The organism is Streptodolium elevatio, assembly GCF_053592165.1.
Map to the genome: position 1 here is coordinate 26,385 of NZ_JBSFVE010000017.1, position 25,809 is coordinate 52,193.

The window sequence follows — 25,809 nt, forward strand, 5'->3', positions numbered from 1 at the left end:
GTACTACCGGGCGGGCCCTCGCACATCAGCGCCGGGGATGGGCACCGGCGATGGCACCCGCGTTCGGCGTTGCGGTCGGACACGAACGGCGGCGGCGAAGGGTCGGCACAATAACCGCATGGTCGAGAGCAACCCCGATTTGGTCACCGCGTCCTGGTCCCGGATCGACGCCTGGCTGGCCGCGCACGCACCCGCGAGCCTGGCCCGGCTGGGTCCCCCGGCGGATCCTGCGGCCGTGGCCGCCGCCGAACGCGTGCTGGGCGTCGAGCTGCCCGCGGAGCTGGCCGCCTCACTGGCGTGCCACGACGGCATCGAGCCGGACTGCCGGGTCTTCCCGGAGATGGACCTCCTGTCCGTCGCCGGGGTGGTCGACCAATGGGAGCTCCGCAACCAGGTCGAGGCGGAGTTGTTCGACGACGAGGAGGACCTGCCCCCGCTGGAGGGGGACCCGTATTGGCACCGCCTGTGGATCCCGGTCGGCCACTTCCAAGGCGACCTGAACGTGATCGACCTGCGCCCCGGCCCCGGGCAAGGCCGCATGGGCTGGGTCTCGCACGACGGCTCCAGCTCCTTCGCCGGCGAGGAACTCGCGACGCTGGGCACGTACTTGGCCGCCCTGGCCGACACCCTGACGACCGGTCGCCAGCCGATCCCCGGACTCTGGGAGGAGCCGTGCGTCAGCCCCGACGGAGAGCTTTCCTGGTGGGGCGTGCCCCGTGGCGGCGTCGGCTGGTCCCCGGCACCGGTCGGCCTGCCCGGCGTCGGGCAGGCGGACGGCGCTCGGGCGGGTGACGGCCCGGCGGCCCCGGACCGGGCCGACGTCGACCCCTGAGCGCGGCCACCCGTCCCGTCCCGTCGGGCGAACACCCCTGTCACGTCGCGGTCGTCGCGGGCGGGGAGAATCCGGGCCCACCGGCCACCGGCGCGTCGGCATCGCCTGCGGCACCGACGAGTGCGGCGTACACGTCCGGCTCGGACGCCAGCGCGGTGAGCTCCTCGGGAGTAAGCAGCGGGGCGTCGGTCAGCACGTCCGGCCGGCCCGTCATGCGGTTGGCGCTCCCCAGCCCCCGGGACTTGCCGTCAGGCGTGACGAGGTACAGCACCGAATGCCGGTCGCCGCCGACGGTCCGGCTCGCGGTCACCGTCTTCGCGCCACCGGGCAGCACGCCCGTGACGCAGTCGGAGAACGGGTACGTCGGCGCCCCGATGGCCACGGGAGGGAGATCCGGATCGCACGGATCCGCCGGCGCCGAACCGGGGGCCACCGAGTCGCCCGTCTGGAAGGACAGTTCGGTCCGGCCGCCGTCCGCCCGGGTGAGGACCATGGCGTACGGCGAGCCCGGCACCGGATCGGCGGCCACGATGCCCGGTGGCAGGTGTGCCCGTACGGCGGCCAGGGCGACCGCGCCTTCCGCGTCGAACGGCGAGCCCGGGGAGCCCGGCGAACCCATGGTGGGGGCCGTGGTGTCCGACGGCTGTCCGGGACCGGTCGACGACGGGGCCACCGGCGCCGAGGGCGGGGCGCCGACCTCGGCCGGGCCGCCCGCCATATCGGCCCCGCCGACCAGCACGGACACGGCCAGCGCCGCGCCGCCCAGCACCGCCGCCCCGGCTGTCGCGGCCGCCGCCGAGCAGATCTGGACTGAGCCGTGTATCAGCGGGGGCACCCCGGTTCCGCCGGCCACCGACGTCTTCCGCCCCGGCGCCGACCTGGGCCCGCTCAACGCCGCGCTCCGGGCCAGCGCGTCCAACGAAGTCACCACCTCAGTACCGGTGTTGTTACCCCAAGGCGGCAACGACGTGCTGAGCAGCCTGAACGAAGGCCTGGCCAGGCAACTGTGCGAGAAGGGCACGAGCGTGGAGTTCAAGTTCTACGTCGACCAGGGCCACACCATCGGCGGCGGACCCCTGGACGACGCGATCGCCTGGCTCGACGCCCGGCGCGCGGGCGAGCCCGTGACCGGAAGCTGCGTCTTCTGACGCCCCGCGACGGGACCCGAACGCGGCGTCGCGGTCGTTGTCAGGAGATCGAAACGGCGCCGTAACGGGAGGTGGGATTCGGCGAAACGCGTGCTCCCTACCTTCCCGGCATGGACACGGATGTGGATACCGGGGTGGATACAGGCCCGGGGCCTGCGGGAGTTCTCGGGTCCCGCGTGGAGGAGCGGCTGCGTACCGCGGTACTGGGCGCGGAGTTCGGGCTGCGGGAGCGGCTGACGGAGAGCGGCCTCGCGCGGCGCCTGGGGGTCTCGCGTACGCCGGTCCGCGCCGCGTTGGCCGGGCTGGTCGCGGACGGGTTGCTGACCCGGGCCGACGGGGCGTACTACGTCGCGGTGCCCGATCTCGCCGAGCTGCGCGACCTGTACGAGCTCCGGGTCACCTTGGAACTGCGCGGTATCGCCCGGGCCTTGGAGAGCCCGACCGTCCGGCACGACCCCGCGGTCCTGGCGGAACAGCGGCTCTGGTGGCGCTCGATGCGCGCCGAACCACCCGAGCCCGGACCGGGGTTCGCGCTCCTGGACGAGCGGTTCCACGTCGAGCTGTCGCGGGCTGCCGGGAACGCGGCGCTGACCGCGGCGCTCGTGGCGGTCAACGCGAAGATCCGGCGGATCCGCATGTACGACTTCCTGACGGCCGATCGGGTGACGACGACCGTGGTGGAGCATCTGGGGATCCTGGAACTGCTCCAGGCAGGCGAGTTGGACGCGGCCTACCGGGCGCTGCACGTCCATGTCGGGGAGTCGCTGGCCGTGGTGTGGGAGCGGGCCACCCGGGCGCTGACGCGGATGACGTTGCACGGGGGCCTGTCATGAGCTTCGACACGCCGCTGATCGCGAACCGGGGCGAGATAGCCGTGCGGATCCTCCGGACCGCGGCCGCGCTCGGGCTGCGCACCGTGGCGGTCTACTCCGACGCGGACGCCGGGGCCATGCACATGCGCATGGCCGACGACGCGGTGCGGATCGGCCCGTGTCCGGCCGCGGAGAGCTACCTGTGGGTCGACGCGATCCTGGAGGCGGCGCTGCGCACGGGGGCCGGGGCGGTGCACCCGGGGTACGCGTTCCTGTCCGAGCGCGCCGACTTCGCCCGGGCGTGCGAGGACGCGGGCCTGGCGTTCGTCGGCCCCACACCGGGGCAGATCGAGCTGTTCGGCACCAAGAACACCGCCCGTGGCGCCGCCGCCCGGGCCGGCGTCCCCCTGATGCCGGGCACCGAGCTATTGGCCGGTGTCGAGGACGCGGTGACGCAGGCCGACCGGATCGGCTATCCGGTGATGCCCAAAGCGGCGGCCGGCGGTGGCGGCATCGGGATGCGGGCGTGCGCCGAGGAGAGGGCCCTGCGTGCCGCGTACGACCAGGTCACCCGGACCGCGCAGGCGGGGTTCGGCAACGCCACGGTGTTCCTGGAGGCAGCCGCATGATCCCCTTTCCGACACGCACCCGTGTCGAAGCGGCGTTTCGGCGAATCAAGGAGGTCGACCGGCCCGAGGTGTGGATCCTGCTGCGGGACGAGGCGGACGTGCTCGCGGACGCGGACCGCGTCGACGCCAGGACCGCGGCGGGCGACGAACTCCCACTCGCCGGCCTGCTGCTCGCGGTCAAGGACAACGTCGACGTCGCCGGGTTGCCGACCACCGCGGCCTGCCCCGCGTTCGCGTACACACCGCCCCGCAGCGCGACCGCGGTCGCCCGGCTCGTCGACGCGGGCGCGGTCGTGCTGGGCAAGACCAACCTCGACCAGTTCGCCACCGGGCTGGTGGGCACCCGGAGCCCGTACGGCGCGGTGCGCAACGCCCTGCACCCGGAGCGGATTTCCGGGGGGTCCAGCTCCGGGTCGGCGGTCGCGGTCGCGCTCGGCGTCGCGGACCTGGCGATCGGCACCGACACCGCGGGCTCTGGCCGGGTGCCCGCCGCCCTCAACGGAATCGTCGGAATCAAGGCGACCGTGGGCCTGGTGCCCACCACGGGGGTCGTCCCCGCCGCACGGCCTTACGACTGCGTCACCGTCTTCGCCGGCACCCTCACCCTGGCGGCACAGGCCATCGCCGTCATGGCCGGGCCGGACGATGCGGACCCGCTCAGCCGCCGGTGGCCGCCCGACGTACGCCTGGCCGCACCGCCGCGACCACGCATCGCGGTCCCCGACCCTGCCGCGCTCGCCCCGCTGACCGACGACGCCCGCACCGCTTTCGCCGCCGCCGTCGACCGTCTCGCGGACGCCGGGGCCACGGTCGAGGTCGTCGACATCGCACCGCTCACCGCCGTCGCCAAACTCCTCTACGACGGCGCGCTGGTCGCCGAACGGTACGCGGCGGTCGGGGACTTCCTCGCCACCGAGCCGCCGGGTGCCGACCCGACCGTCTCGGCGATCATCCTCGCGGCCGCCTCGCTGTCCGCCCACGACCTCGCCGCGGACCAGCGGCGCGTCGACGAAGCCCGGGCGACGGCCGCGGCGTTGCTCGGCGGATGCGACGCGCTTCTCCTGCCCACTACCGTCGGCCACCCCACGCTTGCGGAGGTCGCCGCGGACCCCGTCGGCGTCAACAGCCGCCTGGGCACGTACACCAACTTCCTGAACCTCCTCGACATGGCCGCCGTCGCGGTCCCCGCCGGAACCGCCGACGGGGCGCCGTTCGGCGTCAGCGTGATCACCCGCGCGTTCGACGACCAGATCGGCGTCGACCTCGCCGGGCACCTGACCGGCGAGACGATCGACCCTCCCCTGCCCGAACTCGGCGTCGACTTGGTCGTGTTCGGCGCACACCGGAGCGGGCAGCCACTCAACGGCCAGCTCACGGAAGCGGGTGCGCGCCTGCGCGGCATCGTGCGCACCGCCCCCGACTACCGCATGCTCGACCTGCGCACCGAGCCGCCCAAGCCGGGCATCACCGCCACCGCCCCAGGCGAGGGCGGAGCCCTCGAAGGAGAACGCTGGACCCTGTCCCCCGCAGCCCTCGGACTCTTCCTGGCCGCGCTCCCCGCCCCGATGACGCTGGGCAAGGTCATCCTCGACAGCGGCGAGGCGGTCACCGCCTTCCACTGCGACGTGCCACCCAGCGCCGACGCCATCGACGTGACGCCGTACGGGAGTTGGCCGAACTACCTGGCGGCCCGCCAGTAAATCCGTCCGCCACGTCACCGCACACCCCGCGCCGACGTCGTGTCTTAAAAGAGGAGCAGGGCATCCCACAGTGGACTTAATGGGTCAAATGGCAGTTGTTAGGTTGACTAAGGCGGGGGCGATCGCCACTCGCCTCGCGAGGGTGAGACGGCAACGGCACGGGTGGATCGCGTGCGCTTGTCGGGATGGCAGGCCACTCCTTCGGACCGATTCACCCTCTTCGTCAACTCCTCCGTGTCGTTGCTGTTGGACTTCCTGGTCTGTGGGCGGTCGGGTCGAGCCGTGCCGCCTACGTCCGCGCGGAGCCGTTTGATGCGGCTCGTGGTGGCGGGGCGGAGGGCTCCGAGGGCACGGACGAGGGGAGGGGTGACGGTTGGGACGAGGGCCGGGAGCGCGGGTCCGGATCGCCGCCCAGGTGGTCGGGGGTTCCCGGGCGCCGGCTGAGGCCCTCCAGGATGTTCAGCGCCATGGAGTCGCGGATGCGGTCCACGCAGGTTTGCCACTGGCGGCTGAAGCCCGGTCTTGCCTCCAAGTCCTCCCACACCGCCAGGAGTTCGGCTGATGTGTCGACGCCGGGCGACCACAGGTGGATCAGTTGGTGCACGGCCGGGCGGATGCGGCGCAGGGAGGCGGAGTCGGACTGGCCGGCGCAGGCGCGGTCCGCGGCTTCGGCGAGGACGCTCAGGAGCCAGTCGTGCAGGGCCAAGTCCTCGCAGAGTGCGGCGATTTCCGTGATCGCGGGGAACCGGTCCGCGGGGAGGCGCAGTTCGAGGGTGCGTTCGGTGGCGCCGTACAGGGTGAAGGTCCCGCCGGGCCGGCTGCCGGACTCGGACGGTGCGGCGGACCAGCGCAGTTGGGTGCGTCGCGCGCGGAACGTCGCCTGGTGGTCCAGCGCCGGGGACCTCTGGACCTGGCCCAGGAGTCGTTCGGATACGGCACCGGGGGCGAGTTCCCGGTCGGGCGGGCGCGTTCCGGGAAAGCCGTTGGCCAGGTCGTCGGCGCGGGCACGGCCGATGACCTCGACGGTGCCGGGGCGTTCGAGGTAGTGCGCCCACGGCAATCGCCGGGTGCCGCCGGGGACGAGGGCGCCGCGGGTCGATGCCTGGAGTACGCGTCCACCGGTGACCTTGGCGCGGGCCAGGAGCGTGCCGACGCCGCGCGCCTTCGCGGCCGAGCCGGTGCGTACCGGGCAGTCGACGGCCTCCACGAGATCGGCGGACAGCGCACGGGGCACCGGGCGTTCGGCGGTGCGTACGTGCGCGCCGTGCACGAGCAGGGCGAGCAGCGCCTCGGCGCCGATCCGCCCGAGCGGCCGGGAGTTCATCAGCAGTGCGGTGCGAACCTCGCCGACGACGAGCAACGGCGGGGTCACCGCCGGCCGCCCTCGGGAGAGGCTTCCCGGTGGGTCCCGTCGCCGGTGAGCAGGGTGTAGGCGATCCTGCCGGTCGGGTCCCTCGGCAGCAGCACGCCCTCGGCCTCGGCGCGCCGGACCGCCTGGCCGCCGACGACCGGATCGACGGCGGTGTGGCCGAGGATCAGCCGGACCGCATGCTCGATCGGCAGGAAGCGGCTGCCCAGCACGGAGAACGTGCGGTACGCCGCGAAGGGGGCGGCCGCCGGGTTGAGCCGGAGCAGTGCGGGGAGGTCGTCCCAGTCCCGGGGAAATTCCGGCGCCGTCCACGGGACCGGGGGCAGCACCGGCGCGCCGCGGTCGCGCAGCAGGCCCAGACGCAGAAGTTGCCACACGGCCGCGAGGAACGGACAGGACCAGACGCGCTGTTCCCCGTCACCGGCCCACAACTCCACGTCGAGGAAGACCGAGTGGTTGCGCGCCCCGATCTCGCGTGGCGGCCGCCAGGCCTCGCGGGGCGCCATCGCCTCGGCGCCGTGTCCGTGCGGGGTCCGCACCCCGTTGCACAGCCACCCGGTGTCGTGCGCGGGCGGCCGCGTCCCGTTGGTCCCTTCCACGGGTGCGGGCACCAGCCGGGCTTCCAGGAGTGCGGCGGGCCCGGAACCCGCGGCGGAGGACGCGCAGCCCGATTCGCGGGCGAGGTAGTCGATGACCAGCCCCGCTTCCTCGGCGGCGCGCAGCAGTTCGGGGATCACCTCGGCAGGTGTGGCGAAGCGGGTGAAGTAGTCGTCCACCAGGAAGCACGTGCTCACCCGCGCCCGGGTGCCGGGCGGCGCGGCGGTCGCGCGGGCGGCCTCGATCCAAGGGGCGACCGCGGCGAAGTGGCCACGCAGGCGCTCGGGCCCCTGCGCGAAGTCCTCCATGTACAGGTGTCCGAGCTCGATCGACAGGTGCGCGTACGGGATGGACTCGGTCGGTTCCTCGGCCGACCACTCGCGGAAGACGGTCTCCGCCCGTTCCTGGTACGGGAGGTCGGCACCGTCGCGGACCCCGGCGCCGTCGCGGACGCCGACGCTGTCACGGGCGCTCACATGACCTCCCAGGATTCCGCGTTGGTCAGGGCGTCCGCGAGGTCCCGCAGGGCGTCCACGGTCTCGCGGTTCGCGATGCGGCGGACCACCGCATCGGCGTCGGTGAGGAGTTGCTCGCGCCACTGGAGCACGGGGTCGAGCGGGACCGAGCCGAGCAGGTTGGTCCGGCCGAGCCGGTTGGCGGCGGCGAGGTCGTGGAGCTCGCGGTCGCAGGCGACGAGCCATTCCGCCTGGGTGGGGCGCAGCCCCGCGCCGAGGGCCGGGCCGGACTTGGGGACCGCGGCGCGGATATACCGGATGCGGTCGGCCAGTTCCGACCGCTCGTGCCCCATGGCCGCACCGGCGGCGAGGATCCCGCGGTCGCCGTGCACGAGGTCGGCGGTGGCGACGATGTGCTGCCGCGTCCAGCGGTGGAAGACCAGCCAGCGGATCCGGGTCTCCCGGAACTCGGGCCGGGTGACGGTGCGCAGCGCCAGATCGATGGCGTACGACCGGCCCGCGCTCAGGTCCACGAACGTGACGTCGAACTCCTCCTCCAGGCGCAGGAAGAGTTCGGCACAGGGGCCGACGGACGCGTCCTCGGCGGCGAACTCGCCGCCGCCGACGTCGCCGGGGAACAGCTCCAGGCGACCGCACGAGGGCGGCCGCATGCGCAGTTCCTGCCGCCGGGTGTGCGCCCACACGTCGATCTGCCGCGGTTCGCCGCCACGGCCCCGCAGGTAGGTGTGCAGGCCCGAACCGGCGGGCCGGTCCGAAACGTCCAGTTCGAAGACGGCCTTCGCGGTCGGGGAGCCAAAGTCGAAGTCGACGTACGCGACGTCGTCGCCGAGCAGCGCACGGCGGTAGGCGATGTTGGCGCACGTGACCGTTCGGCCGGTGCCGCCCTTGTCGGAGGTGGCGAATACCAGCATGCGGCTCAGCCCCTGCCCGCCTGCTCGCGCGCGGCACTCAGCTCGTCGAGTCGGCGCAGCGCCTCGGCCGCCAGGGCGACCGCGACCCCGGGCCGTCGTGGGGCCTGGTCGCGCGACCGGCCCAACACCGCCGCGACGAGGTGCAGTTCGGCGTCGGTGGCGGCGGTCGGAGTGGCACGTGTCAACATCTCGTGCGCGAACAGGTGGTCGGCCTCCCGGATCATGTCGGCCGCCAGTTCGGCGAGGCGTCGGCTCGGCGCGAGGTCGGCGGAAATCCCCGCGGCGGCGACGACCAGCACTTCTACGACACGCTCGGTCATCCGCCAGGACATCTCCGCGGGCGGCGCGATGAGGCCGGGATAGACACGCGCGGGGGCGTCCCAAAGGCCCGCGGACGGCCCCGCGTCCAGGCGCCGCCCCCACACGTGGTCGCCGAGTTCGCCGGCTAGGGACAGCATGGCGTCACGGTGCTCGACGTTCCGGGTCAGCGCCGCCACTTGAAGAGTCCGCTTGAGCAGTACGGGCGCGAAGTCCGTGACCGCCAAGCCCAGCGCCGGCCCGTGGCGGTCGGTGCCGGGGAGGGGCGTGACCATGCCGGGGTGGTGCAGGGCGACCGCGGGATCGCCGGGCAGGGCGCGCCGGGTGATCCGGGCTCGGCCGGCCAGTTCAGCCAACACCGCCACCAATGGGGCCAGTTCGTGCTGCGGCGGCAGTTCGTCCGGGTCGCCCTGCCGCATGAGGTTGTGGATGACGATGGAGGCCACGTGCAGTGTCCGGTAGTCGGAGTCGTCGCCGCCTCGCCACGGAATGTCCTGGAGGGGCCAGGCCGCGTCGCCGAACCGGGCCAGCGCGCTCCAGTAGCGCTGCGCCAACTCCCAGCGCAGTAGTAGCTGTTGGGCCAGTGCGAGCTGTTCACGGTTGAGGAGCCCGGGCAGCAGCGTCTGCCGCGAGGAGAACAGGTCGACGATGCCGTCCATTGCGGCGACGGTGAAGTGCAGGGAGGGCTCGGGGTCGGCGTCGTGGTCGGGGCGACTGGGGGTCCTGACCCGGCCCCACGACCAGCCGCAGGAGAAGAGCATCGACTCGTCGTCCAGCCCCCGCAGCCCGTCTCCCGCGGTACTGAGGCCGCCGAGGCCGCCGCGGATGGGCTGGAGTTGCGCCAGCAGCTCGCGCAGGCGGCGCTGGTCCCGCGGCCCGTCGGGGAGGACGGCGGTCAGCAGCGTGCGGCCCTTGGCGGAGTCGGGGCTGAACACGTCGGCGACGAAGGATTCGCACAGGGCGTTCATGGCGTGTGTGAGCCGGGTGGACGCCGCGCCGCGCAGCACCGCGAGGCGTTCGAGGGTCGCTTCCGCGCGTACCCGCGACTCCCGTTCGCGGACGAAGGCGAGCACCGACAAGGACAACGTGACCGCGATCGAGAAGGATTCGACGGTTTCCCATGCGTGCCGGGTCGGCGGTGGCGCGTCCGCCGGGTCGAGGACGCGCAGCGGACCGCCCGAGAAGAGCGGCCGGCCCTCCTGGTCCGTGTACGCCGTGAAGTACTCGGCGCAGACCTCGGTCACCGTGTGCGGGATCCCTTTGTGGTCGCCGAGCGGCGCCAGTGCCGCGAGTACGTCGGGGCCCGTGGTGTCCGGGTCCGCGAAGCCGAGGCCGGGCATCCTCATCGCCGGGTAGAGCAGGCACACCAGTTGCTCGGCGTCACGCAGCGAGTCGTGGGAAGGCCAGGCGTCCGCATCGGGGGCACAGCGCCCGGCCATTCGGGCGGCGAGCACCTTCCACAGGTCGAGCAGCCGCCGCCTGGGCAGATTGGTCACGTACGCAAATCCTCGTTCCGGGTCTCTTCCGGGCCTTTCCCGGTGTTCTTGTGGCGTTCTTCCGAGGCTCAGGTCACGTCACGCGGCCCCGGGCCAGCATCATCCCCGTGTAGCCGTCCCGCAGCGGCGTGTCGCCCATGTCGATCCGGGCCACATCGAGCTCCGCCGCCAACGGCGCCAAAACCCGGGAGACCACGGCAGCGTCCACCGCGACCGCGGGGTAGTCGCGTCCTCCGACCACGTAGCCCTGGGAGTTCTCCATGAACCCGATGGCGAACAGCGCGCCGGGGCGCAGCATTTCGCAGAAGCGGCACAGTGCGGTCCGGAATTCCTCCTGGGATGTGGAGAACGACTCCGCGACGAAGAACATCGTGCCCATGTCGTACGGGGCGGGCAGGTCCGGCCGGTCCAGCAGGTCGGCCTGCCGTACTTCCGCGCGCTTCGCCAGGGCCGTGCGCGGGTCGCCGATGCCGCGGTATTCGTCGTGGACCGCCAGGACGTCCCAGAAGGCGTCCCAGGTCGGCGCGTACCCGGCCGTCTGGGCCCTGAGCCACGCAAGGTTCGACGACGAGTGTTCGAGGAGGGTGATCTCGTCGCAGAACGGCAGCATGGCCAGTGCGGGATACAGGTTCGCGCCGGACCCGACGTCGACCCCGCGTGCGCCGGCGCGCGGCTCGCAGTGGCGGAAGAACTCCCCGAGCAGTTCCAGGATCCGCCGGTCGGCGTCGGACAGGCGGGCGTAGTTGTGCGCGACGTAGTCGTCCGAGTTGAACGCGTCCCAGTCGTAGGCGGCGTTGGCGGGCATGGCATCTCCCAAAAGGCGGTTGGACGCGGTGCGGTGGCGCGCCGCGGGCGCGGGCAGGGCACGGCCTTCTCGGCCGGATGGCGGATGCGAAGCGGGCCGGCTTACGTCCCGGGCTCGGGGTGCGGCGCGTAGCGGGCGATCGAGTCGCGGATCCGGTCCGCGTACGGTCCCTCCCACCACGGGACGGTCCGCAGGAGGATCGGCGCGCTTCCGCCGATCTGCGCCCACGCCCGTCCGCGCGGCATGCTGCCGAGGACCGCCGCGTCGAGCACCGGCTCACTCCGGGAGGAGCGGGTGGCGGCCCGGGAGAACGGGTCGAAGGCCGACCAGGAGACCTGGTGCGTCGCAGGCTCGAACTCCGGGGACGTGCCCGCCAGGTCGCCCAGGAATCCGGTGTCGGCCGAACCTCCGCCGTACACACGCACGTTGGCCGCGCCCCACATCGCGGCCATGCCCGTCTGCCCCCACACCGCGACGCCCTGTGCCCACGACTGCAGGATCGTCATCATGATGATCCCCCGGGAACCGTAGTGCGTGTAGAGCGACGGGAGTTCGGGCCACGGGCAGACGTTGGCGGCCTCGTCGAGCACGAAGACGGCCGGGACCGCCAGGCGTCCGCCGCTCGATTCGATCGCACGTCCCTCGAACTGGTACGCCAGCGCCGTGGTCAGCGTCAGGATGAGCGGCGCCGCGACCTTGTGGGTCTCCTCGGACAGCAGGTAGATCGTGCCGTTGTCGTGCGCGCCGAAGTCCGTGTGCCGGAACTGCGGGCGCGGTCGGCCTTCGCCCGGCGTCACCCACCGCGCGATTTCGGGTGCGGTGAGCGGCGCGGCGATCTGGGACGCCACCCCGTACACCCCGGCCCGCTGCGTGACGGGACCGGCCGACACCGCCTCCACGGACGCGGCGACCACGTCGTGCCCCGCGTCCCGCAGGATGCGGGCGGGCGTGTCGTCGGTGGGGCGCCGCAGCCACGTCAGGACCGCCGTGACGGGCAGTCCGGCCTCGGACGCGGCGAGGAGCACGGCGGCGAACAGGTCCTGGCCCGCGGGCTCGAAGTAGCCGTCGCTGCGCACGTGCGCCCCGCGGTTGGCCCCGGCGAAGAGGGACGCGGCGATAGTGGCACGGACCACCGAGCTGCCGACGAACGTCAGCGGGTCCCACCACCAGGAGGCGGGTTCGTTCGCCTGGTTCTGCGGATCGAAGACCCAGACGGGGCCGCGGCGTTCGCGCACTCCGCGGGTGGCGTCGACGATGTCGCGCTTGTTCGAAGTCACGACCACGGCGCCGGGCGCCTCCACCACCGCGGGGATCGCCCGGGTCGTGGTCTTCCCGGTACGCGGCCCCCAGATGTCCATGTGCATGTCCTCCCACGACGCCCACACGTCGCGGCCGCCGCGTACCGAGCGCCCGAGGCGGACTCCGGGCACCGAGGTCCGCGCGCCGAGGCGTGCGGCCGCCGCCGCGGCTCCCCGCGCCGAGGCGGCGGGGAGATCCCGCGGCCCCGCGAGGTGGCGCGCGGTGCGGTCGATCGTCGGCCGGCGCCGTCGGCGGAGTACGAGCACCAGGGCGCACACCGCGGTGGGCGTGCCGATCGCGGCCACCGCCGCCACCGCCGCCGGAACGCCGAACCGCCAGGCCACGGTCGCGATCACGCCCACCAGGCCCACCGACGCGAGGAGGGCCAGGACGGCGGTCGACCCGTACGGCGAGGGGCCGCGCCGCCGCAACGTCGCCGGCACGTCAGACGCCGATCCGAGTGCCGGAGACGGGCGTTCGGGCGGCCGGGCCGACTGCGGCCGTGGTTGTGCGCATGTGCGTCCCCTCCGTTGTCGCGGGACGCGGCACCGCCCACAGGTCTCACGACGGCCGAATCCCGCCGCCAATGCTGGGGACGTGCCGAGCCGCGAGTTGGCCAGAAGCGCACGGGGACTGTGCGATTTGCACGCGGCGCGCGGGGGATCCGCGGCCACGGGACACCCTCGGCGCTCACTGACCTTTCTGCCGCGTCCGGTGACCTTCGGTCATTGGCATCACCGGACGTCGACAGCCGCCTCCGGCACGACAGAAGGGCCGCAGCCGTGATCCGTCCGCCGGTCCCGGTCACCGCCGCCACGCCGCGGCCGCCTCGTCCGGAGCCGGCGCCTGACACCGCCAGGCGCCGCCACACGCTCCGCCGGGCACCCCTCCGGCCGGTGATCCGACCCGAGCGCGTTCTCCCGCAGGTTCCGCGGCCGCCACGCCGTCTCGCCCCGCGGATACCGCGAGTCGAGCGCACCGCCGACGGGCCGGCCGCCGAATGTCCTGAAGATTTTTCCCGTACGGAGGGAACCTCCTCGCGAGTCGCGCGTCTGGACCCCCGTACTGCGTGTCCCGCGCGGTACGGAACCTGTGAGGAGCCCGGACTTGTCCCATCCCCTTCGCGGTCGTCCCGACCGGCGCGGCCGTGCGCGCGTCGGCGCGGCGAGCGTCCTCTTGTCGGCTTGCGCGGTCCTGACCACGGGCGCGGGTGCCGCCTACGCGACGAGCACGCCTGCCCCGGTCCCCAGCCCGTCGGTGCCGGCGACCCCGTCGGCGTCCCCGACGGTCGCTCCGCCGACCGACATGACACCGGCCCCGAGTGCGCCGCCCACTCTGACGCAGAAGCCCACCCTCCCGCCCGCGCCTTCGGGTGCGTCGGCGGCGAAGCCGACACCAGTGCCAACCGCCGTGACGCCTTCCGCGTCGCCGAGCGCCCCGACCGTGCCGGCGGAACTGCCGCGCACCGGATCCGGGACCTCGCCTCTCGTGTACGGCGGCGCGGGTGCCGCGTTCCTCGTCGTCGGCACGGGCGGGATCTTCCTGGCCACACGCGGGCGCAGGCAGTCCGCCGCCTGACGTCTTCAGGACAGTTACCCGAGGGCTATGTGACGTGACGCCGGCCGGGCGTCCGTCTCGACGCCGCGGGACGCGCGCCACCCGGTGCGCGTCCCGCGGTGCAACCAGGTGCGCGGTCCCACACGTACGACGTACGCGGCAGGTCCTCGGAAGCGGACCGCCCGGGACGGGACCGCCACCGCCCCCTTTGTTCCATCGAGGAGCGTATGACCACGGAGAACACGCTGTCGCGACCGTTCGGCCCAACGCGCCGGCCGATTCTCCGGCGGCCGTCCCGTACGCGCGCCCAGGACCTGGCCGGCGTGCTGCTGCGCATGGGCCGCGAACTGGCCGACCGCCACGAGGACCTTCGCCCGCCGGCCGACGACCTGCCTTCCGGCGTCACCGCCGCGCCGCCCGGCGGGCTCACCATCACCGACCTCTACCACGGCCACCGGGTCGAACTCGTGCGCCTGGCGGCGCTGCTCGTCGACGACGTCGACGCGGCGCAGGACATCGTGCAGGACACCTTCGCGGCGACGTACCGCCGGTACGGGGCACGGATGACCGGCGTGGACGACCCGCTGCGCTACCTCCGCAGAGGCGTCGTCAACGGCAGCCGCTCGCTGCTGCGCCGCCGCCGCACCGCGCGTGCCTGGGTGCCGCCGCAGCTGCCGCCCGCGCGGTCCCCCGAAGAGGACGCGGTACGCGCCGAGTCGGACCGGGAACTCCGGGCGGCCCTGGACCGATTGCGGCCCCGGCAGCGCGAGGTGCTTGTGCTGCGCTACTTCGCGGGGCTGAGCGAAGCGGACATCGCGCGCACGCTCCGTGTTCCGCAGGGCACCGTCAAGTCCACCGCGAACCGCGCGCTCAAGGCGCTGCACCGGATGCTGGAGCCAACCCGATGACGTCGGACCGTGAACTGCGCGCGCTGGAAGACCGGGTACGCACGCACCTGCAGCAGCGGGCCGCGGGCATCACCGTGGACACGCTGCGTCCCGCCAAACCGCCGGTGCCGCCGCCCGGTGGCGCGCGGCGCCTTCAGGGGTGGCGAAGGCCCGTTCTGCGGCTGGCCGTTCCGCTGGCCGTCGGAGCAGCCACGGGACTTGCGGTCCTCGTGTGGGCGGTCCTCGCACCCGATCCGGGAGCGGCGAACGATCCGGTGCCGGTTCCGCCGGCGGGGGTTGGGCAGGACTCGACACGGTCGCAGTCTCCGGCGCCCGCATCGACTCCCGCGCCCACGCCGACGCCGACGCCGACGTCCAAACCCGAGGGGCCGGGCATTCCGTCGCCAAGCGTCCCGCCCGGCCTGCCGCCTGCCATCTCTCCGACGGCCGCAACACCCGCCGCGTCAATCGCGTCCCCATCCGACGCGCCGCCGGCGAAGCCGCTGTACCCCGGGGATCAGCCGTCGACCCGGCCCACCCAGACGGCGACCACACCCGGGCCGACATCGGTCCCCTCGACGCCACCCGTTCCGCAGCGCCCGCCGGGTACAAGTGCCCCGCCCACGACGGTGACTTCCTGATGTCAGATGTCAGATGTCAGATCTCAGATCTCGGGCAGGGAAGGGTCCGGCACCCAAGGCGCCGTAGCGGTGACGGACCAGCGCTCGTGGTCACGCCAGGCACCGTCGATGAAGAGGTAGGCGGGCGAGAGGCCCTCGTACCGGAACCCCAGGCGTTCGACCAGACGCAGGGACGCCTTGTTGCCGGGCTGGACGTTGGCCTCCAGCCGGTGGAGACGCAGGTCGTTGAAGGCGTGGTGCAGGACGGCGGTCAGTCCTTCGGCCATGTACCCCTGCCCCGCGGACGGGGCGAACGCCGCATAGCCGACGGACGCCCCCTGGTAGCGCCCCCGGATGATCGAGTTGATGTTCACCGTGCCGGCCGCCGCACCCGTCTCCCGGACGCGGATCAGGTAGCCCCGGTTGGTGCCGTCCTCGAAGCGCCGCATCCAGGTCCGGAACTCCCCGGCGGTCGCGGGTAGTTGCATCCACGGTCGATGGAGGTCGGCGCTGGCCCGCACGAGGGAGCAGAACTCGTCCTGGTCCGCGAGGGTGAGCGGGTGCAGTTCGACCCGTGACGACGTATTGGACATGCCGCCCATGCTAGATCGTGTCCGCGGGGACGCGCGGGGGCGTCGAACGCGCGTTCCGCCGCGAGGTAGGGTCACGGAGGCGTGGACGTATATGAGGCCGTGGACAGTCGCCGGGCCGTGCGGGCGTTCAGCGACGAGCCGGTGCGCCGGGACGTACTCGAACGAGTGCTGTCGACGGCGGCGCGGGCGCCGTCGAGTGGGAACCTCCAGCCGTGGCACGTGTACGTCGTGACCGGTGAGCCCCTGGCGGAGTTGAAGAGGCGCGCAACGGCACGGGCGCTGTCCGGGGACCCGGGCGACGAGCGGGAGTACCCGATGTACCCGGCCGATCTGGCCCCGCCGTACCTGGACCGCTTCTCCGCCGCGGCCGCCCAGCGGTACGCGGCGCTGGGCATCGAGCGCGACGACCCCGAGCGGCCCCGGAAGATCGCGGCCCTGAACTCGGGGGCGTTCGGGGCTCCCGTCGTGCTGTTCTGCTACCTCGACCGGACGATGGGGCCCGGTCAGTGGGGTGACGCCGGGATGTACCTCCAGACGGTCATGTTGCTGCTGCGGGCGGAGGGGCTGCACAGCTGCCCGCAGGTGATGTGGACCATGTACCGCAGGACTGTGAGCGAGACGGTCGGCGCCGACGACCGGCTCGTCCTGTTCTGCGGTGTCTCGGTGGGATACGAGGAGGCGGGCGTGCCGCCGCTGCGCACCGGCCGGGCGCACGTCACGGAGACCGTGAGCTTCGTCGGAGGGTGACGGCCGGGCCGCGGGGGTCAGCCGGCCGTGAGCCTCGGCGTACGCAGGGGTTCGGTGCGGCGGTCGCCCGTCGCCTCGAAAGCCGCCGCCAGCGCGAGCAGGGCGTTGTCGTCGTACGCGCGTCCCGCGAAGGTCAGCCCCACCGGCATGCCGATGTCGGCCATGGTGCCCATCGGCACGGTGACCGTCGGGATGCCCAGGTGCCGCGGCACCAGGTTGCCGTTCGCGACCCAGACGCCGTTGCGCCAGCCGAGGTCGGCGGAGGCCTCGTTCACGTCCATGTCCGCCGGGCCGACGTCCGCGACCGCGGGGAACACCACCGCGTCGAGCCGCAGTTCGTCCATCCACTCCTCGAGGTCGATCCGGCGCGTCTCCTCCAGCCCGCGCAGCCCCTCCGCGAGGTGCGGGATGTCGGTGACCGAGGCGTACGGGCGTTCCCGCACGAAGCGCGGGTACTCGCCGATCGCGTCGTCGAAACCGGCGTAGCGGTCCGGGAGTTCGCCCTCGTGCTTGGGCCAGATCCGGGCCCCGTCGACGTCGGCCAGCGTGCCGAGCTCCGGGTCTCCGTTGGCGCGCAGGAAGTCGTCCCAGGCCCACGCGGACAGGTCCTCGATCTCGACCGTCAGGAACTCGCGGGCCACCAGGCCGCGCGTGTGCAGCGAGGGCGCCCCCGGGCGGTCGGACTCGTAGTTCGAGACGACCGGGAAGTCGACTTCGATCACCTCGGCGCCGGCCGCCTCCAGGTCGCGGCGGGCCGCGTCCCACAGCGCGAGCACCGACGCACGTGTCTCGATGCGCTGCCCGGTCTGCCCGCCGATGCCGCCGTCGGGGTTCGTCCCGGCCTCGGGGTCCGCGTTGACGTACATCTTGGGCACGCCTACGCGCCGACCGGCGAGGGCGGTCCGGGCGGCCGCCGCGTTCGCGGGGGCCAACTGCGGGTACGAGGCGGGGCGTACCTGCGACGCCGCGGGCAACGCGACCCACGGCTGGGCGCGCCACAGGTCACCGCGCGTCTCCGGGTCGTCGGCCACGATGACGTCGAGCAGTTCGAACAGGTCGGCCATGGTACGGGTGTGCGGGACCACGACGTCCATCGTCGGCACGAGCGGCCAGTTGCCGCGCACCGAGATCACCCCGCGGCTGGGCGTGTACGCACACAGCGCGTTGTTGGAGGCGGGCGCCCGCCCCGACGACCAGGTCTCCTCGCCGAGGCCGAACGCGCCGAACGACGCCGCCGTCGCGGTGCCCGACCCGTTCGACGAGCCGGAGCCGTACGCGCTCGTCAACCAATCGGCGCTGTACGGGCTTTCCGCTCGCCCGTACACGCCGCGCTGCATCCCGCCGTTCGCCATCGGCGGCATGTTGGTCAGGCCGATGAGCACCGCCCCGGCGGCGCGCAGCCGCTCGACGGCGAACGCGTCGCGCCGGGCCACGAGATGCTCGAACGCCGGCGAACCGGCAGCTGCGGTAAGCCCCTTCGCGAGGTAGCTGTCCTTGGCGGTGTACGGGATGCCGTCCAGAGGGCCGAGGGTCTCGCCGCGGGCCCGGCGGGCGTCGGAGGCTTCCGCGTCGGCGCGCGCGTCCGGGTTCATCACCACCATCGCGTTGAGCGCGGTGGCGGTGCCGGGGCGGTCGTAGGCGTCGATCCGGGCGAGATACGCGTCGAGCAGCCCGACCGCGGTGGTCTCGCCCTTCTCCAGCGCGGCGCGCAGGTCGGCGATGCTCGTCTCCACGACGTCGAAGACGTCGAATCCGCGCGTCATGCGGGGTGCCTCCTGCTGGCTGATCCGTCGGGCGAAAGGCCTGGGCGGGCTTGTAGGTCTTGTGGGTCTTGAAGCTCTTGTGGGGCCTGTGGGCCTGTGGGCCTGGGCGAGGCCGTGCCGGATCGATCCGGCAGTGTCGAATCTAGCCGGAGCCGGATCGATCCGGCAAGCGCCCGACCAGGGCATCTACAATCCATGGCTGTGACCGTCCGCATCGTGACCCTGCTCGACGTGGCCCGCGCCGCCGGCGTCTCCCGGAGCACCGCCTCGGACGCCCTTCAGGGCTCCGGGCGCGTGGCCGAGGCCACCCGCGCCCGGGTCCGCGCGACGGCCGACGCGCTCGGCTACCGCCCCAACAGCGCCGCCCGCCGGCTGCGCCGCGCCAGCACGGGGGCCATCGGCCTGCACCTGCCCCGGACCGCGAGCCGACTCGACTACTACATGAACCTCGCCTTCGGGGCCGTCGCCCGCGCCCAGGACGACGGGTTCGACATGGTCCTGCTCGGCCGGTCCGCCGCCGCCCACGGCCCACTCGCCTCCCGCGTCGACGGCCTGCTGCTCATCGACCCCGATACCGCCGACGACGCGGTGCCCGAGATGCTCGGCGCCGGCGTCCCCGTCGTCACCGGCGAGCGCTACCCGGGCCCGTCCCCCGCCCCCAGCGGCGCGGTGGTCTGCGACAACGCCGCCTCGCTCACCGCCCTCCTCGACCACCTCGCCGAACGCGGCGCCCGCCGCCCCGCCCTGTTGGCGCCGAGCGGCGAGTCCGCCTGGGCCCAGGCCCTGCGCGACGCCGCCGACGCCTGGGGGCGCGAGCACCGCACCCGCGTCGCGGTACGCGCCGTGCCGTTCGCCGCCGCCCCGAACGAGGCCGCCGACGCCGTACGCGACCTCCTCGGAGCAGCACCGGACGTCGACGCCGTGGTCTGCGGTCCCGACGGCGCGGCGCCGGGGGTCCTGCACGCCGCCGCAGCGCTCGGTCGCACGCCCGCGAAAGACCTGCTGGTGGCCTCCTGCGTGGACGGAACCGCGACCCGCACCAGCAACCCGCCGATCACCGCGGTCGACCTCAGGCCCGCGGAGTACGGACGCGCCTGCGCCGAACTGCTTTGCGACATCCTGGCCGACCGCACCCCGCCGGACACCGTCCGCCCGCACGACTGGGTCCTGCACCCCCGGGCCTCCACACAACCGGCCCGCTGACCCGCCCCCGGTGGTCGCCGCCCCACGGTCCCGCATCCCCGGACTCGAACCCGTGATCGGCGTACGTCACGGCTCGGTTAGTGTGGCGCCCGGTCGCCGGAAAGCCTTCGGTGCCGAACCGGTGACGCCGCCCTGCCGGCGACATCGCATCGACACCCCGAGGCCGGCGCCACCGCCATCGATCGGAAGGACCTCCGCCCGTGACCGTCGCCCGCCGACATGTCCTCGTCATCGGGATGGGCGCCGGGGACCCCGAGCACCTGACCCTCGCCGCCGTGGCCGCGCTGGGGCGTACCGACGTGTTCTTCGTGCTGGACAAGGGGCCGGAGAAGGACAGCCTGGTCCGTGCTCGCCGGGACATCCTCGACCGGCACGCGAAGGCCGACCACCGCCTCGTGGGAATCCGCGACCCCGAGCGCCGGCGCGACGTGGCGGACACCCCCGCCTACCACGCTGCCGTGCGCGTCTGGCGGGAGCGCCGCACGGACGCGTACGAACGAGCCGTCCGCGACGAACTCGCCCCGGGTGAGTGCGGCGCCGTCCTCGTCTGGGGCGACCCCGCGCTCTACGACGGGACCATCGACATCCTCGACGACGTGGCGGCCCGCGGCGGTGTCGACTTCGACTACGAGGTGATCCCGGGGATCAGCAGCGTCTCGGCGCTGGCGGCGCGCCACCGCACCACCCTCACCCAGGTCGGCCGCCCGCTGCACATCACCCCCGGCCGGTACTTCACCGAGGAACTCGCGGACCTCACCGGCTCCGGCGGCGACATCGCCGTGATGCTCGACGCGCACCAGGCGTTCACGCGCCTGCCCGGCGACGACATGTGGATCTACTGGGGTGCCTACGTCGGTACGCCCGACGAGATCCTCGTCTCCGGCAGGCTGTCGGACGTCGCCGACCGCATCGTGGCATTGCGTGCCGAGGCCCGGGCCCGGCACGGCTGGATCATGGACGCCTACCTGCTGCGCCCGTGCCGGGACGATCCCGCCGAGGAACCGCCCGGCACCTGAGCCGGAACCCGTGCAGGGGCCCAAGCAACCCGGGCGGGAACCCGCGCAGGAACCAGAGCCTGGCGAACGGGCTCAGGCCTGACCGGCGTCCGCGGGCTCGGGCCGGGCCTCCGCGTCGCGCTGCCACCGGGCCTGCATGTCGCGCGGGGCGACGAACACGCCTGTCGCCTCGGCCGTGACCCGGCCGTGGGCCAGGATCTCGCCGGTCGCGAAGCTCTTGCGGCCGTCGCGGTGCGTCCAGCGCGCCCGGACTTCGAGCGGCACGTCGTACGGCGTGGCGTCGCGGTAGCGGATCTCCAGCCCGGCGGTGAAGCCCGGCCGTCCGGCCACCGACGTGGCGATGCCGAGCAGGTGGTCGAGCAGCGTGGCCACCACACCGCCGTGCGCCCGGCCGGGCGGGCCGCTGTGGGCGGCGGTCAGGACGCAGTCGGCGACGACCTCCACGGACCGCGGTTCGGCGCCGACGTCCACCGCGTCCAGGACCGGGCGGATGACCATCCGCGGCGCCTGCGGGTTGAGCAGGCCGGAGCCGGCCTGCGCGAGCTGGTCGATGCGGCCGTCGGGCGTCCGGGCGAAACGTACGGCACTGGGGTGGGTGGCCGCTTTGAGGAGTTCGGTGGCCTGCGCCACCAGGCCGGCCGCGGCCGAACGCACGTCCGCTCCGACATCGGTGAGCACGGTGGCCTCGACCAGGTCCCGGACCTGCTCGACCAGGTCCAGAGCCTCGTCGGGGATGGATGTGACGTCCGGGATCTCCCCCACGATCAGCTGTTCGAGTGCGGCGAAGTCGTCGGTGTCGGTGCCCGGTTCGGCCACGGCGGTACTCCTCGGTGTTCCGGCGCGTACCCTGGCGGACCCGCCACTACATGACTGTGACAAGTAAATCCCGCCGATCATATACCGCCAGCTCCGGCCACCGACCCGCGCCGCTGGTCAAGGGGTGTGGGCAGCGGACAGAGCACTGCACCATCGCGCGGCGCGGGCGCGCAGTTCGTTCCGGTCGCCGCCGTCCGCCGCGTCCCCGACGAGGGGTACGCCGACACCGACGGCCGCGGCTCCGGCCGTGAGGTAGGCCACCGCGGTGGGGGCGTCGATGCCGCCGACCGGGACGAAAGGCACGTACGGAAAGGTGTCCCGCAACGCCGTCAGATATGCCGGGCCGCCGACGAAGGCGGGGAAGAGCGCGACGCCGAGCGCCGCGCGACGTGTGGCCGCCAGGATTTCGCTGGGAGTCAACGCGCCCATCAGGACCGGAAGTTCGGTACCGGGGCTGCCGACGTGCGGCGTCGGCTCGTCGATCAGCCCCGGGGTGACGAGGAAGCTCGCGCCGGCGGCGGCCGCGCGGGCGGCATCGTCCGCGGTCAGGACGGTGCCCGCGCCGAGGACGGCGTCGGGGCCGAGTTCGCGGCGGGCGTGCTCGATCACCCAGAACGCGTCGGTGGTGGTCAGCGACACCTCGCTTGCGGTGATGCCCTCTTCGGCGAGAGTCAGCACGGTGCGCAGGGCGGCGGCACGGTCGGTGCCGCGAACGATCGCGAGTGTCCGAAAGGGGAGTTCGGCCAAGTGCATGAGGTTCCTTCGTGCCGGTCGGTGCGGGGGCGGCCTGGAATGCGTTCGGAAGATGTCCGTCGGCAGTCGGCCGGTGTCTTGTGATCGTCTAACCCGTCAGCCGGCCTTGATCCGCATCTCGTCCGCGAAGCACCCGCTCGGACGTCGGACGCCCAGGCGCCGGGCGGATTCGGAGGCGGCCGCGGGGCTCGGCAGTCGGCCGGAAACTGCGGACGTTCGTGTGCCCTTCGTGCCCGAGGGCAGCGTTAGGCGGACCATGTCAGGGCGATCGCCACCGGAGGCAGGACGTGAACGAGTACGCCCGAGGAATACCGGAGTCACCCGCGGAGTGGGGTCTGTTGGCGGTGGGACTCGCCGTCTTCGGCGGTGCCTTTCTGGTCCGGGCGCTGTGGCGCAGGCGGAACGGGCGTCCGGTCAGCACCCGCGAGGACGAGGACCCGAATCGACCGGACGGCCCCAGCCGGAGCGCCTGGAAGTGGTGGCTCGGCGCCGGGGCCGCCGGGTATGTGGGCACCGTGATCGTCCGCGCGGCAACAGGCGCCGACGCCGTCGGGATCTGGCTGTTCCCGGCGCTCGTCTTCCCGGCCTGCGGCCTCGTCCTGCCGGCCAGGACGGCGCTCAACGCGTGGAGCGCCCGCAAAGGCCACGAGTTCCGGGCCGGTCGACGACACGACGGGAGCGCGAACACCGCACGGTAGGACCACGAGGCCCGCTCCCCCGACGGTCTGCGAGCGCATGCACCCGCGCAAAACCGGGCGAGGACTGCCTGGTTCGGCTCGACACGGCAGGCTGTGTGTGCTGGACCCCGCCGGCCCCCGCCGGGGACAGGGCTTTCGGGCCTGTCCCCGGCGGGGGCGTGCGCGGGGCCGGGTTGTCGGCCGCGCCGTCAGACGGTGAGGTCGTCCGGCTTGGCCGCCTTGTCGACCGGCAGGAAGTCGTCGGGAACCGGGTACTCGCCGAGCAGGTACCGCAGGATCGCCGCATGCATGGCCTCGACCGGCGCGATCGTCGCCGCCGTCTCGATCCCGGCGGGCGTGGTGACGTTGAACTGCGCGAACAGGTAGGTCTGCGCGGCCTGGTCCTCCAGTTGCAGCGCCAGCTTCGCGACGCCGGGCACGTCGGTGACCTTGCCGAGGGCGTCGGTCACCGCGGCCTGGCTCTTGAGCGGTACGCCGGTGATCGGCGGCTTCCCGGCCTGGGTGAGCACGTTGTTCCACACCTTGGCGTGGTCGGCGTGCTGGGCCATCGCGGTGGTCGCGAAGTTCGCCACGGCCGGGGGTACGGTGCCCAGCTTGCCCGCCCCGGCGGCCGAGATCGCGGCCTGGTACGCGCCCACCGCCTGGTTCTCCAAGGCCGCCGCGAGCGCCACGACCTGGAGGTCGCCGGTGTACGTGCCGGACGGAGCCGGAGCGGCCTGCCCCGATGCCGAGGCCTTCGGGTCGGCGGACGAGCCCTTCCCGTCGTCGTCACTGCACGCGGCGAGCGCGAACGCGGACAGGCCCACCACGCCCAGCCCGCGCAGGAACCGGCGGCGGTCCAGGCCCGCGTCCGGCAGGCCCTCGTCCGCGCCGCGTCTCGCGGCGTGCCGCTTCTCCCCGGCCTGGGCGCCGAGTTCGGCGGCCGCCGTGTACATCGCCGGAAGCGTCGCCCGGTGGGCCTCGTCGACCTCGCGGGTCAGGGCCGCGAGTTCCGCCTCGGTGCCGTCGAACTGCTGTCGGTCGCGCTTCACTTCACGGCCCCTTCATCGATCGGGGAGGCGTCCTTGGTGGGGTAGAAGGCGTCGGGGAACCCGACCGACCCGGCGGCGGCCGGAAGCTTGGCGGCGTCCGGCGGCAACGCGACCAGGTCGGCGGCATTGCCCGCCAGCAGCGCCTGCACCGCCAGCAGGACCGCCTTGTGCTGTGCCTCGACCGGCGCCACCGACCCGAACAGGCGGCGCAGCGCCGGTTCGGAGACCTGCGAAACGTTCTTGGTGTACGTCTGCGCCGCGACGTCCTCCAGCGTGATCGCGAGCTTGACCACATCTGCCGGGCCCTTGATCGTCGGCAGCGCCTGCTGCACGACGGCCGCGTACCTCGGATCGGGCCCGGGCTGCGGCTTGCCGCCAGCATTGACCGCGGCGGCGTTGAACGCCCGGGCGTGGGCGGCGTGTTGCGCGTTCGTCTTCTCAACGAACGCCTTGACGACCGCGTTGCCGGTCTGGATGAACGGCAGTCCGGCGGCGGCCGTATAGACGTTCACCGCAAGGTTCTCCAGCGAGGCGGCGGTCTGCAGCGCCATCACGTCGTCCGCGGCGCTCGCCGCGGTGGCCCGGCCGGCGCCCAGCAGGACCGCGCCGGCGGCCACGCCGCCCAGGAACCCGGGACGCCACCAGCGGCGGCGCCCGTACCGCTCCGCCGCCGTGTCGGCGTATTCGTCGAGTGCGGCGCGGGTCAACCGCGTCGCGTCGCTGTGCAGGTCCTCGGACTGCTCGGTGAGGCCCTGCAACAGCCGGGTGTCGATGGGCTCTGCCACCACGGCTCCTTCCGTCCGGCCCGCCGGTCGCGGGCACGTGCGGCAGGTTCGGCGCGCCCCTCCGCCCGGATGGGTCGCGATGCGGCGACCCACCCCGAATTCACCCGTTCGAAGTACACCGGCACGGGCCCGTCCCGGTGGGGCCGCATTGCTTCGGCTTTCGGGTCCTTCACGGTGTCCGGTTAGGGTCGGACGGTGATCCTGCCCAAGGAGCGCGACCCCCGCTTCGCCACGATTCGGCGCGGGGGCACGCTCACCGACGCCGACCACCGGCTCCTGGCCCGATGGGCGGCCGCCTGCGCGGAGCACGTGCTGCCCCTCTTCGAGGCGGTCCAGCCGTCGGACCCCCGCCCCCGCGCGGCGATCGCGCAGGTCCGGGCGTGGACCCGCGGTGAGGTCAAGATGTCGGAGTCCCGAGCGGCGGGCGGCCACGCCATGGCCGCGGCGCGCGTGTTGACCGGGGCCGCCCGGCACGCGGCGTTCGCCGCCGGCCAGGCCGCGGTCGTGGCGCACGTCGCGGCACACGAACTCGGTGCCGCGGCCTACGCGATCAAGGCCGCGCGTGCGGCCGCTCCGGCGGACGAAGCGGAGAGCGCCGGGCGCCTGGAGTGCCGGTGGCAGCGCGATCAGTTGCCCGACGAGATCCGCGAACTCGTCCTGGACGACCAGCGCCTGCGCAACGACATCTGCTGGTCGGTCTTCGACTTCCGGTGATCCCGCGGGCGCCAAGTCACTTCGGGTCGCGGCAGGGGCAGGATGCCAGTGTTCTCACGACGAGCACGGGGAGAACCAAGGACGAGGCGACGAACGGGACTCCGACGATCACGCAGAACAGGCCCATCCGGATCCCGACGGCGATGGCCTCCCCCGCGCCGGTGCCGGCGTATGCGATGTGCTGCTTCTGCGGCATCAGCCAGCTGTCCTGCTTGCGCAGCATGCGGGCGTCGA

Annotated in this window: 25 protein-coding genes and 1 pseudogene; 11 read left to right on the plus strand and 15 right to left on the minus strand. The window is 73.4% G+C overall.

All coding sequences use genetic code 11. From position 1 onward, the window contains the following. Window positions 1–118 precede the first annotated feature (118 nt). Window positions 119–832, plus strand: a complete 714-nt coding sequence (locus ACWD12_RS27755; RefSeq protein WP_450101844.1) for an SMI1/KNR4 family protein — start codon at window positions 119–121, stop codon at window positions 830–832. A 40-nt stretch (window positions 833–872) separates the two neighbouring features. On the opposite strand, the gene ACWD12_RS27760 is transcribed toward ACWD12_RS27755, so the two are convergent. After that, window positions 873–1,451 carry a hypothetical protein gene (locus tag ACWD12_RS27760; protein WP_450101845.1) on the minus strand — a complete coding sequence of 193 codons (579 nt, stop codon included), beginning with the start codon at window positions 1,449–1,451 and terminating at the stop codon, window positions 873–875. Between ACWD12_RS27760 and ACWD12_RS27765 the strand changes: the two genes are divergently transcribed. From ACWD12_RS27765 to atzF, 4 genes and pseudogenes are all read left to right on the plus strand, one after another. Next, window positions 1,450–1,980: a hypothetical protein gene (locus ACWD12_RS27765; RefSeq protein ID WP_450101846.1), complete on the plus strand. Its 531-nt coding sequence runs from the start codon at window positions 1,450–1,452 to the stop codon at window positions 1,978–1,980. The two genes, ACWD12_RS27760 and ACWD12_RS27765, sit on opposite strands and share 2 nt — an antisense overlap. Window positions 1,981–2,090: 110 nt before the next feature. After that, window positions 2,091–2,813 (plus strand): GntR family transcriptional regulator, encoded by a 723-nt coding sequence (locus tag ACWD12_RS27770; protein ID WP_450101847.1) that lies wholly within the window; start codon window positions 2,091–2,093, stop codon window positions 2,811–2,813. Beyond that, window positions 2,810–3,409: pseudogene (locus ACWD12_RS27775) on the plus strand (biotin carboxylase N-terminal domain-containing protein); the annotation flags it as partial. The gene ACWD12_RS27770 and the pseudogene ACWD12_RS27775, both read left to right, overlap by 4 nt. Before the next feature lie 8 nt (window positions 3,410–3,417). Then, window positions 3,418–5,121, plus strand: coding sequence for an allophanate hydrolase (gene atzF / locus ACWD12_RS27780; RefSeq protein ID WP_450101848.1), 1,704 nt, complete (start codon window positions 3,418–3,420; stop codon window positions 5,119–5,121). A gap of 289 nt (window positions 5,122–5,410) precedes the next feature. Here the strand turns inward: atzF and ACWD12_RS27785 are convergent, their stop codons facing one another. From ACWD12_RS27785 to ACWD12_RS27815, 7 genes are all read right to left on the minus strand, one after another. Next, complete coding sequence (locus ACWD12_RS27785; RefSeq protein WP_450101849.1) at window positions 5,411–6,493, minus strand: SCO2521 family protein; 1,083 nt, start codon at window positions 6,491–6,493, stop codon at window positions 5,411–5,413. Next, the gene (locus ACWD12_RS27790) at window positions 6,490–7,563 is read right to left on the minus strand and encodes an SCO2522 family protein (RefSeq protein WP_450101850.1); all 1,074 of its coding nucleotides are present in this window, start codon (window positions 7,561–7,563) and stop codon (window positions 6,490–6,492) included. The genes ACWD12_RS27785 and ACWD12_RS27790 overlap by 4 nt, the downstream gene beginning before the upstream one ends. After that, a complete protein-coding gene (locus ACWD12_RS27795; RefSeq protein ID WP_450101851.1) occupies window positions 7,560–8,474 on the minus strand; it encodes an SCO2523 family variant P-loop protein in 915 nt (304 codons plus the stop codon). Before ACWD12_RS27795 ends, ACWD12_RS27790 begins: the two co-directional genes overlap by 4 nt. Window positions 8,475–8,479: 5 nt before the next feature. Beyond that, window positions 8,480–10,288 (minus strand): SCO2524 family protein, encoded by a 1,809-nt coding sequence (locus ACWD12_RS27800; protein ID WP_450101852.1) that lies wholly within the window; start codon window positions 10,286–10,288, stop codon window positions 8,480–8,482. Between the two features lie 73 nt (window positions 10,289–10,361). Then, the gene (locus ACWD12_RS27805; RefSeq protein WP_450101853.1) at window positions 10,362–11,093 is read right to left on the minus strand and encodes an SCO2525 family SAM-dependent methyltransferase; all 732 of its coding nucleotides are present in this window, start codon (window positions 11,091–11,093) and stop codon (window positions 10,362–10,364) included. Between the two features lie 101 nt (window positions 11,094–11,194). After that, window positions 11,195–12,835, minus strand: coding sequence for a type IV secretory system conjugative DNA transfer family protein (locus tag ACWD12_RS27810; RefSeq protein WP_450101854.1), 1,641 nt, complete (start codon window positions 12,833–12,835; stop codon window positions 11,195–11,197). Between the two features lie 774 nt (window positions 12,836–13,609). Then, window positions 13,610–13,921, minus strand: coding sequence for a hypothetical protein (locus ACWD12_RS27815; RefSeq protein WP_450101855.1), 312 nt, complete (start codon window positions 13,919–13,921; stop codon window positions 13,610–13,612). A 255-nt stretch (window positions 13,922–14,176) separates the two neighbouring features. Here ACWD12_RS27815 and ACWD12_RS27820 point away from each other — a divergent pair, with 255 nt between their 5' ends. Beyond that, window positions 14,177–14,857, plus strand: a complete 681-nt coding sequence (locus tag ACWD12_RS27820) for a sigma-70 family RNA polymerase sigma factor (protein WP_450101856.1) — start codon at window positions 14,177–14,179, stop codon at window positions 14,855–14,857. A 643-nt stretch (window positions 14,858–15,500) separates the two neighbouring features. On the opposite strand, the gene ACWD12_RS27825 is transcribed toward ACWD12_RS27820, so the two are convergent. After that, window positions 15,501–16,049 carry a GNAT family N-acetyltransferase gene (locus ACWD12_RS27825; RefSeq protein WP_450101857.1) on the minus strand — a complete coding sequence of 183 codons (549 nt, stop codon included), beginning with the start codon at window positions 16,047–16,049 and terminating at the stop codon, window positions 15,501–15,503. A gap of 81 nt (window positions 16,050–16,130) precedes the next feature. Here ACWD12_RS27825 and ACWD12_RS27830 point away from each other — a divergent pair, with 81 nt between their 5' ends. After that, entirely contained in the window at window positions 16,131–16,796 is a 666-nt protein-coding gene (locus ACWD12_RS27830; RefSeq protein WP_450101858.1) for a nitroreductase, read from the plus strand. Between the two features lie 17 nt (window positions 16,797–16,813). Here the strand turns inward: ACWD12_RS27830 and ACWD12_RS27835 are convergent, their stop codons facing one another. After that, window positions 16,814–18,559, minus strand: a complete 1,746-nt coding sequence (locus ACWD12_RS27835; protein WP_450101859.1) for an amidase — start codon at window positions 18,557–18,559, stop codon at window positions 16,814–16,816. 201 nt (window positions 18,560–18,760) lie between these two features. On the opposite strand from ACWD12_RS27835, the gene ACWD12_RS27840 reads away from it, so the two are divergent. Together ACWD12_RS27840 and cobF are read left to right on the plus strand one after the other, a co-directional pair. Continuing rightward, on the plus strand, window positions 18,761–19,762 hold the full coding sequence (locus ACWD12_RS27840; protein ID WP_450101860.1) for a LacI family DNA-binding transcriptional regulator: 1,002 nt from the start codon (window positions 18,761–18,763) through the stop codon (window positions 19,760–19,762). A gap of 200 nt (window positions 19,763–19,962) precedes the next feature. After that, window positions 19,963–20,778: a precorrin-6A synthase (deacetylating) gene (cobF, locus tag ACWD12_RS27845; RefSeq protein WP_450101861.1), complete on the plus strand. Its 816-nt coding sequence runs from the start codon at window positions 19,963–19,965 to the stop codon at window positions 20,776–20,778. A 72-nt stretch (window positions 20,779–20,850) separates the two neighbouring features. Here cobF and ACWD12_RS27850 read toward each other — a convergent pair whose 3' ends face one another. Together ACWD12_RS27850 and ACWD12_RS27855 are read right to left on the minus strand one after the other, a co-directional pair. Continuing rightward, on the minus strand, window positions 20,851–21,594 hold the full coding sequence (locus tag ACWD12_RS27850) for a PaaI family thioesterase (protein WP_450101862.1): 744 nt from the start codon (window positions 21,592–21,594) through the stop codon (window positions 20,851–20,853). 117 nt (window positions 21,595–21,711) lie between these two features. Next, window positions 21,712–22,347, minus strand: coding sequence for a bifunctional 4-hydroxy-2-oxoglutarate aldolase/2-dehydro-3-deoxy-phosphogluconate aldolase (locus ACWD12_RS27855; protein WP_450101863.1), 636 nt, complete (start codon window positions 22,345–22,347; stop codon window positions 21,712–21,714). Between the two features lie 287 nt (window positions 22,348–22,634). Here ACWD12_RS27855 and ACWD12_RS27860 point away from each other — a divergent pair, with 287 nt between their 5' ends. Further along, window positions 22,635–23,045 carry a hypothetical protein gene (locus tag ACWD12_RS27860; protein WP_358361170.1) on the plus strand — a complete coding sequence of 137 codons (411 nt, stop codon included), beginning with the start codon at window positions 22,635–22,637 and terminating at the stop codon, window positions 23,043–23,045. Between the two features lie 188 nt (window positions 23,046–23,233). Here the strand turns inward: ACWD12_RS27860 and ACWD12_RS27865 are convergent, their stop codons facing one another. Next, window positions 23,234–24,076: a ferritin-like domain-containing protein gene (locus ACWD12_RS27865; protein ID WP_450101864.1), complete on the minus strand. Its 843-nt coding sequence runs from the start codon at window positions 24,074–24,076 to the stop codon at window positions 23,234–23,236. Further along, complete coding sequence (locus ACWD12_RS27870) at window positions 24,073–24,861, minus strand: ferritin-like domain-containing protein (RefSeq protein WP_450101865.1); 789 nt, start codon at window positions 24,859–24,861, stop codon at window positions 24,073–24,075. The genes ACWD12_RS27865 and ACWD12_RS27870 overlap by 4 nt, the downstream gene beginning before the upstream one ends. A gap of 195 nt (window positions 24,862–25,056) precedes the next feature. On the opposite strand from ACWD12_RS27870, the gene ACWD12_RS27875 reads away from it, so the two are divergent. After that, window positions 25,057–25,575, plus strand: a complete 519-nt coding sequence (locus ACWD12_RS27875) for a putative immunity protein (protein ID WP_450101866.1) — start codon at window positions 25,057–25,059, stop codon at window positions 25,573–25,575. A 16-nt stretch (window positions 25,576–25,591) separates the two neighbouring features. Here ACWD12_RS27875 and ACWD12_RS27880 read toward each other — a convergent pair whose 3' ends face one another. Beyond that, window positions 25,592–25,798, minus strand: a complete 207-nt coding sequence (locus ACWD12_RS27880; protein ID WP_450101867.1) for a hypothetical protein — start codon at window positions 25,796–25,798, stop codon at window positions 25,592–25,594. Window positions 25,799–25,809: the final 11 nt, after the last annotated feature.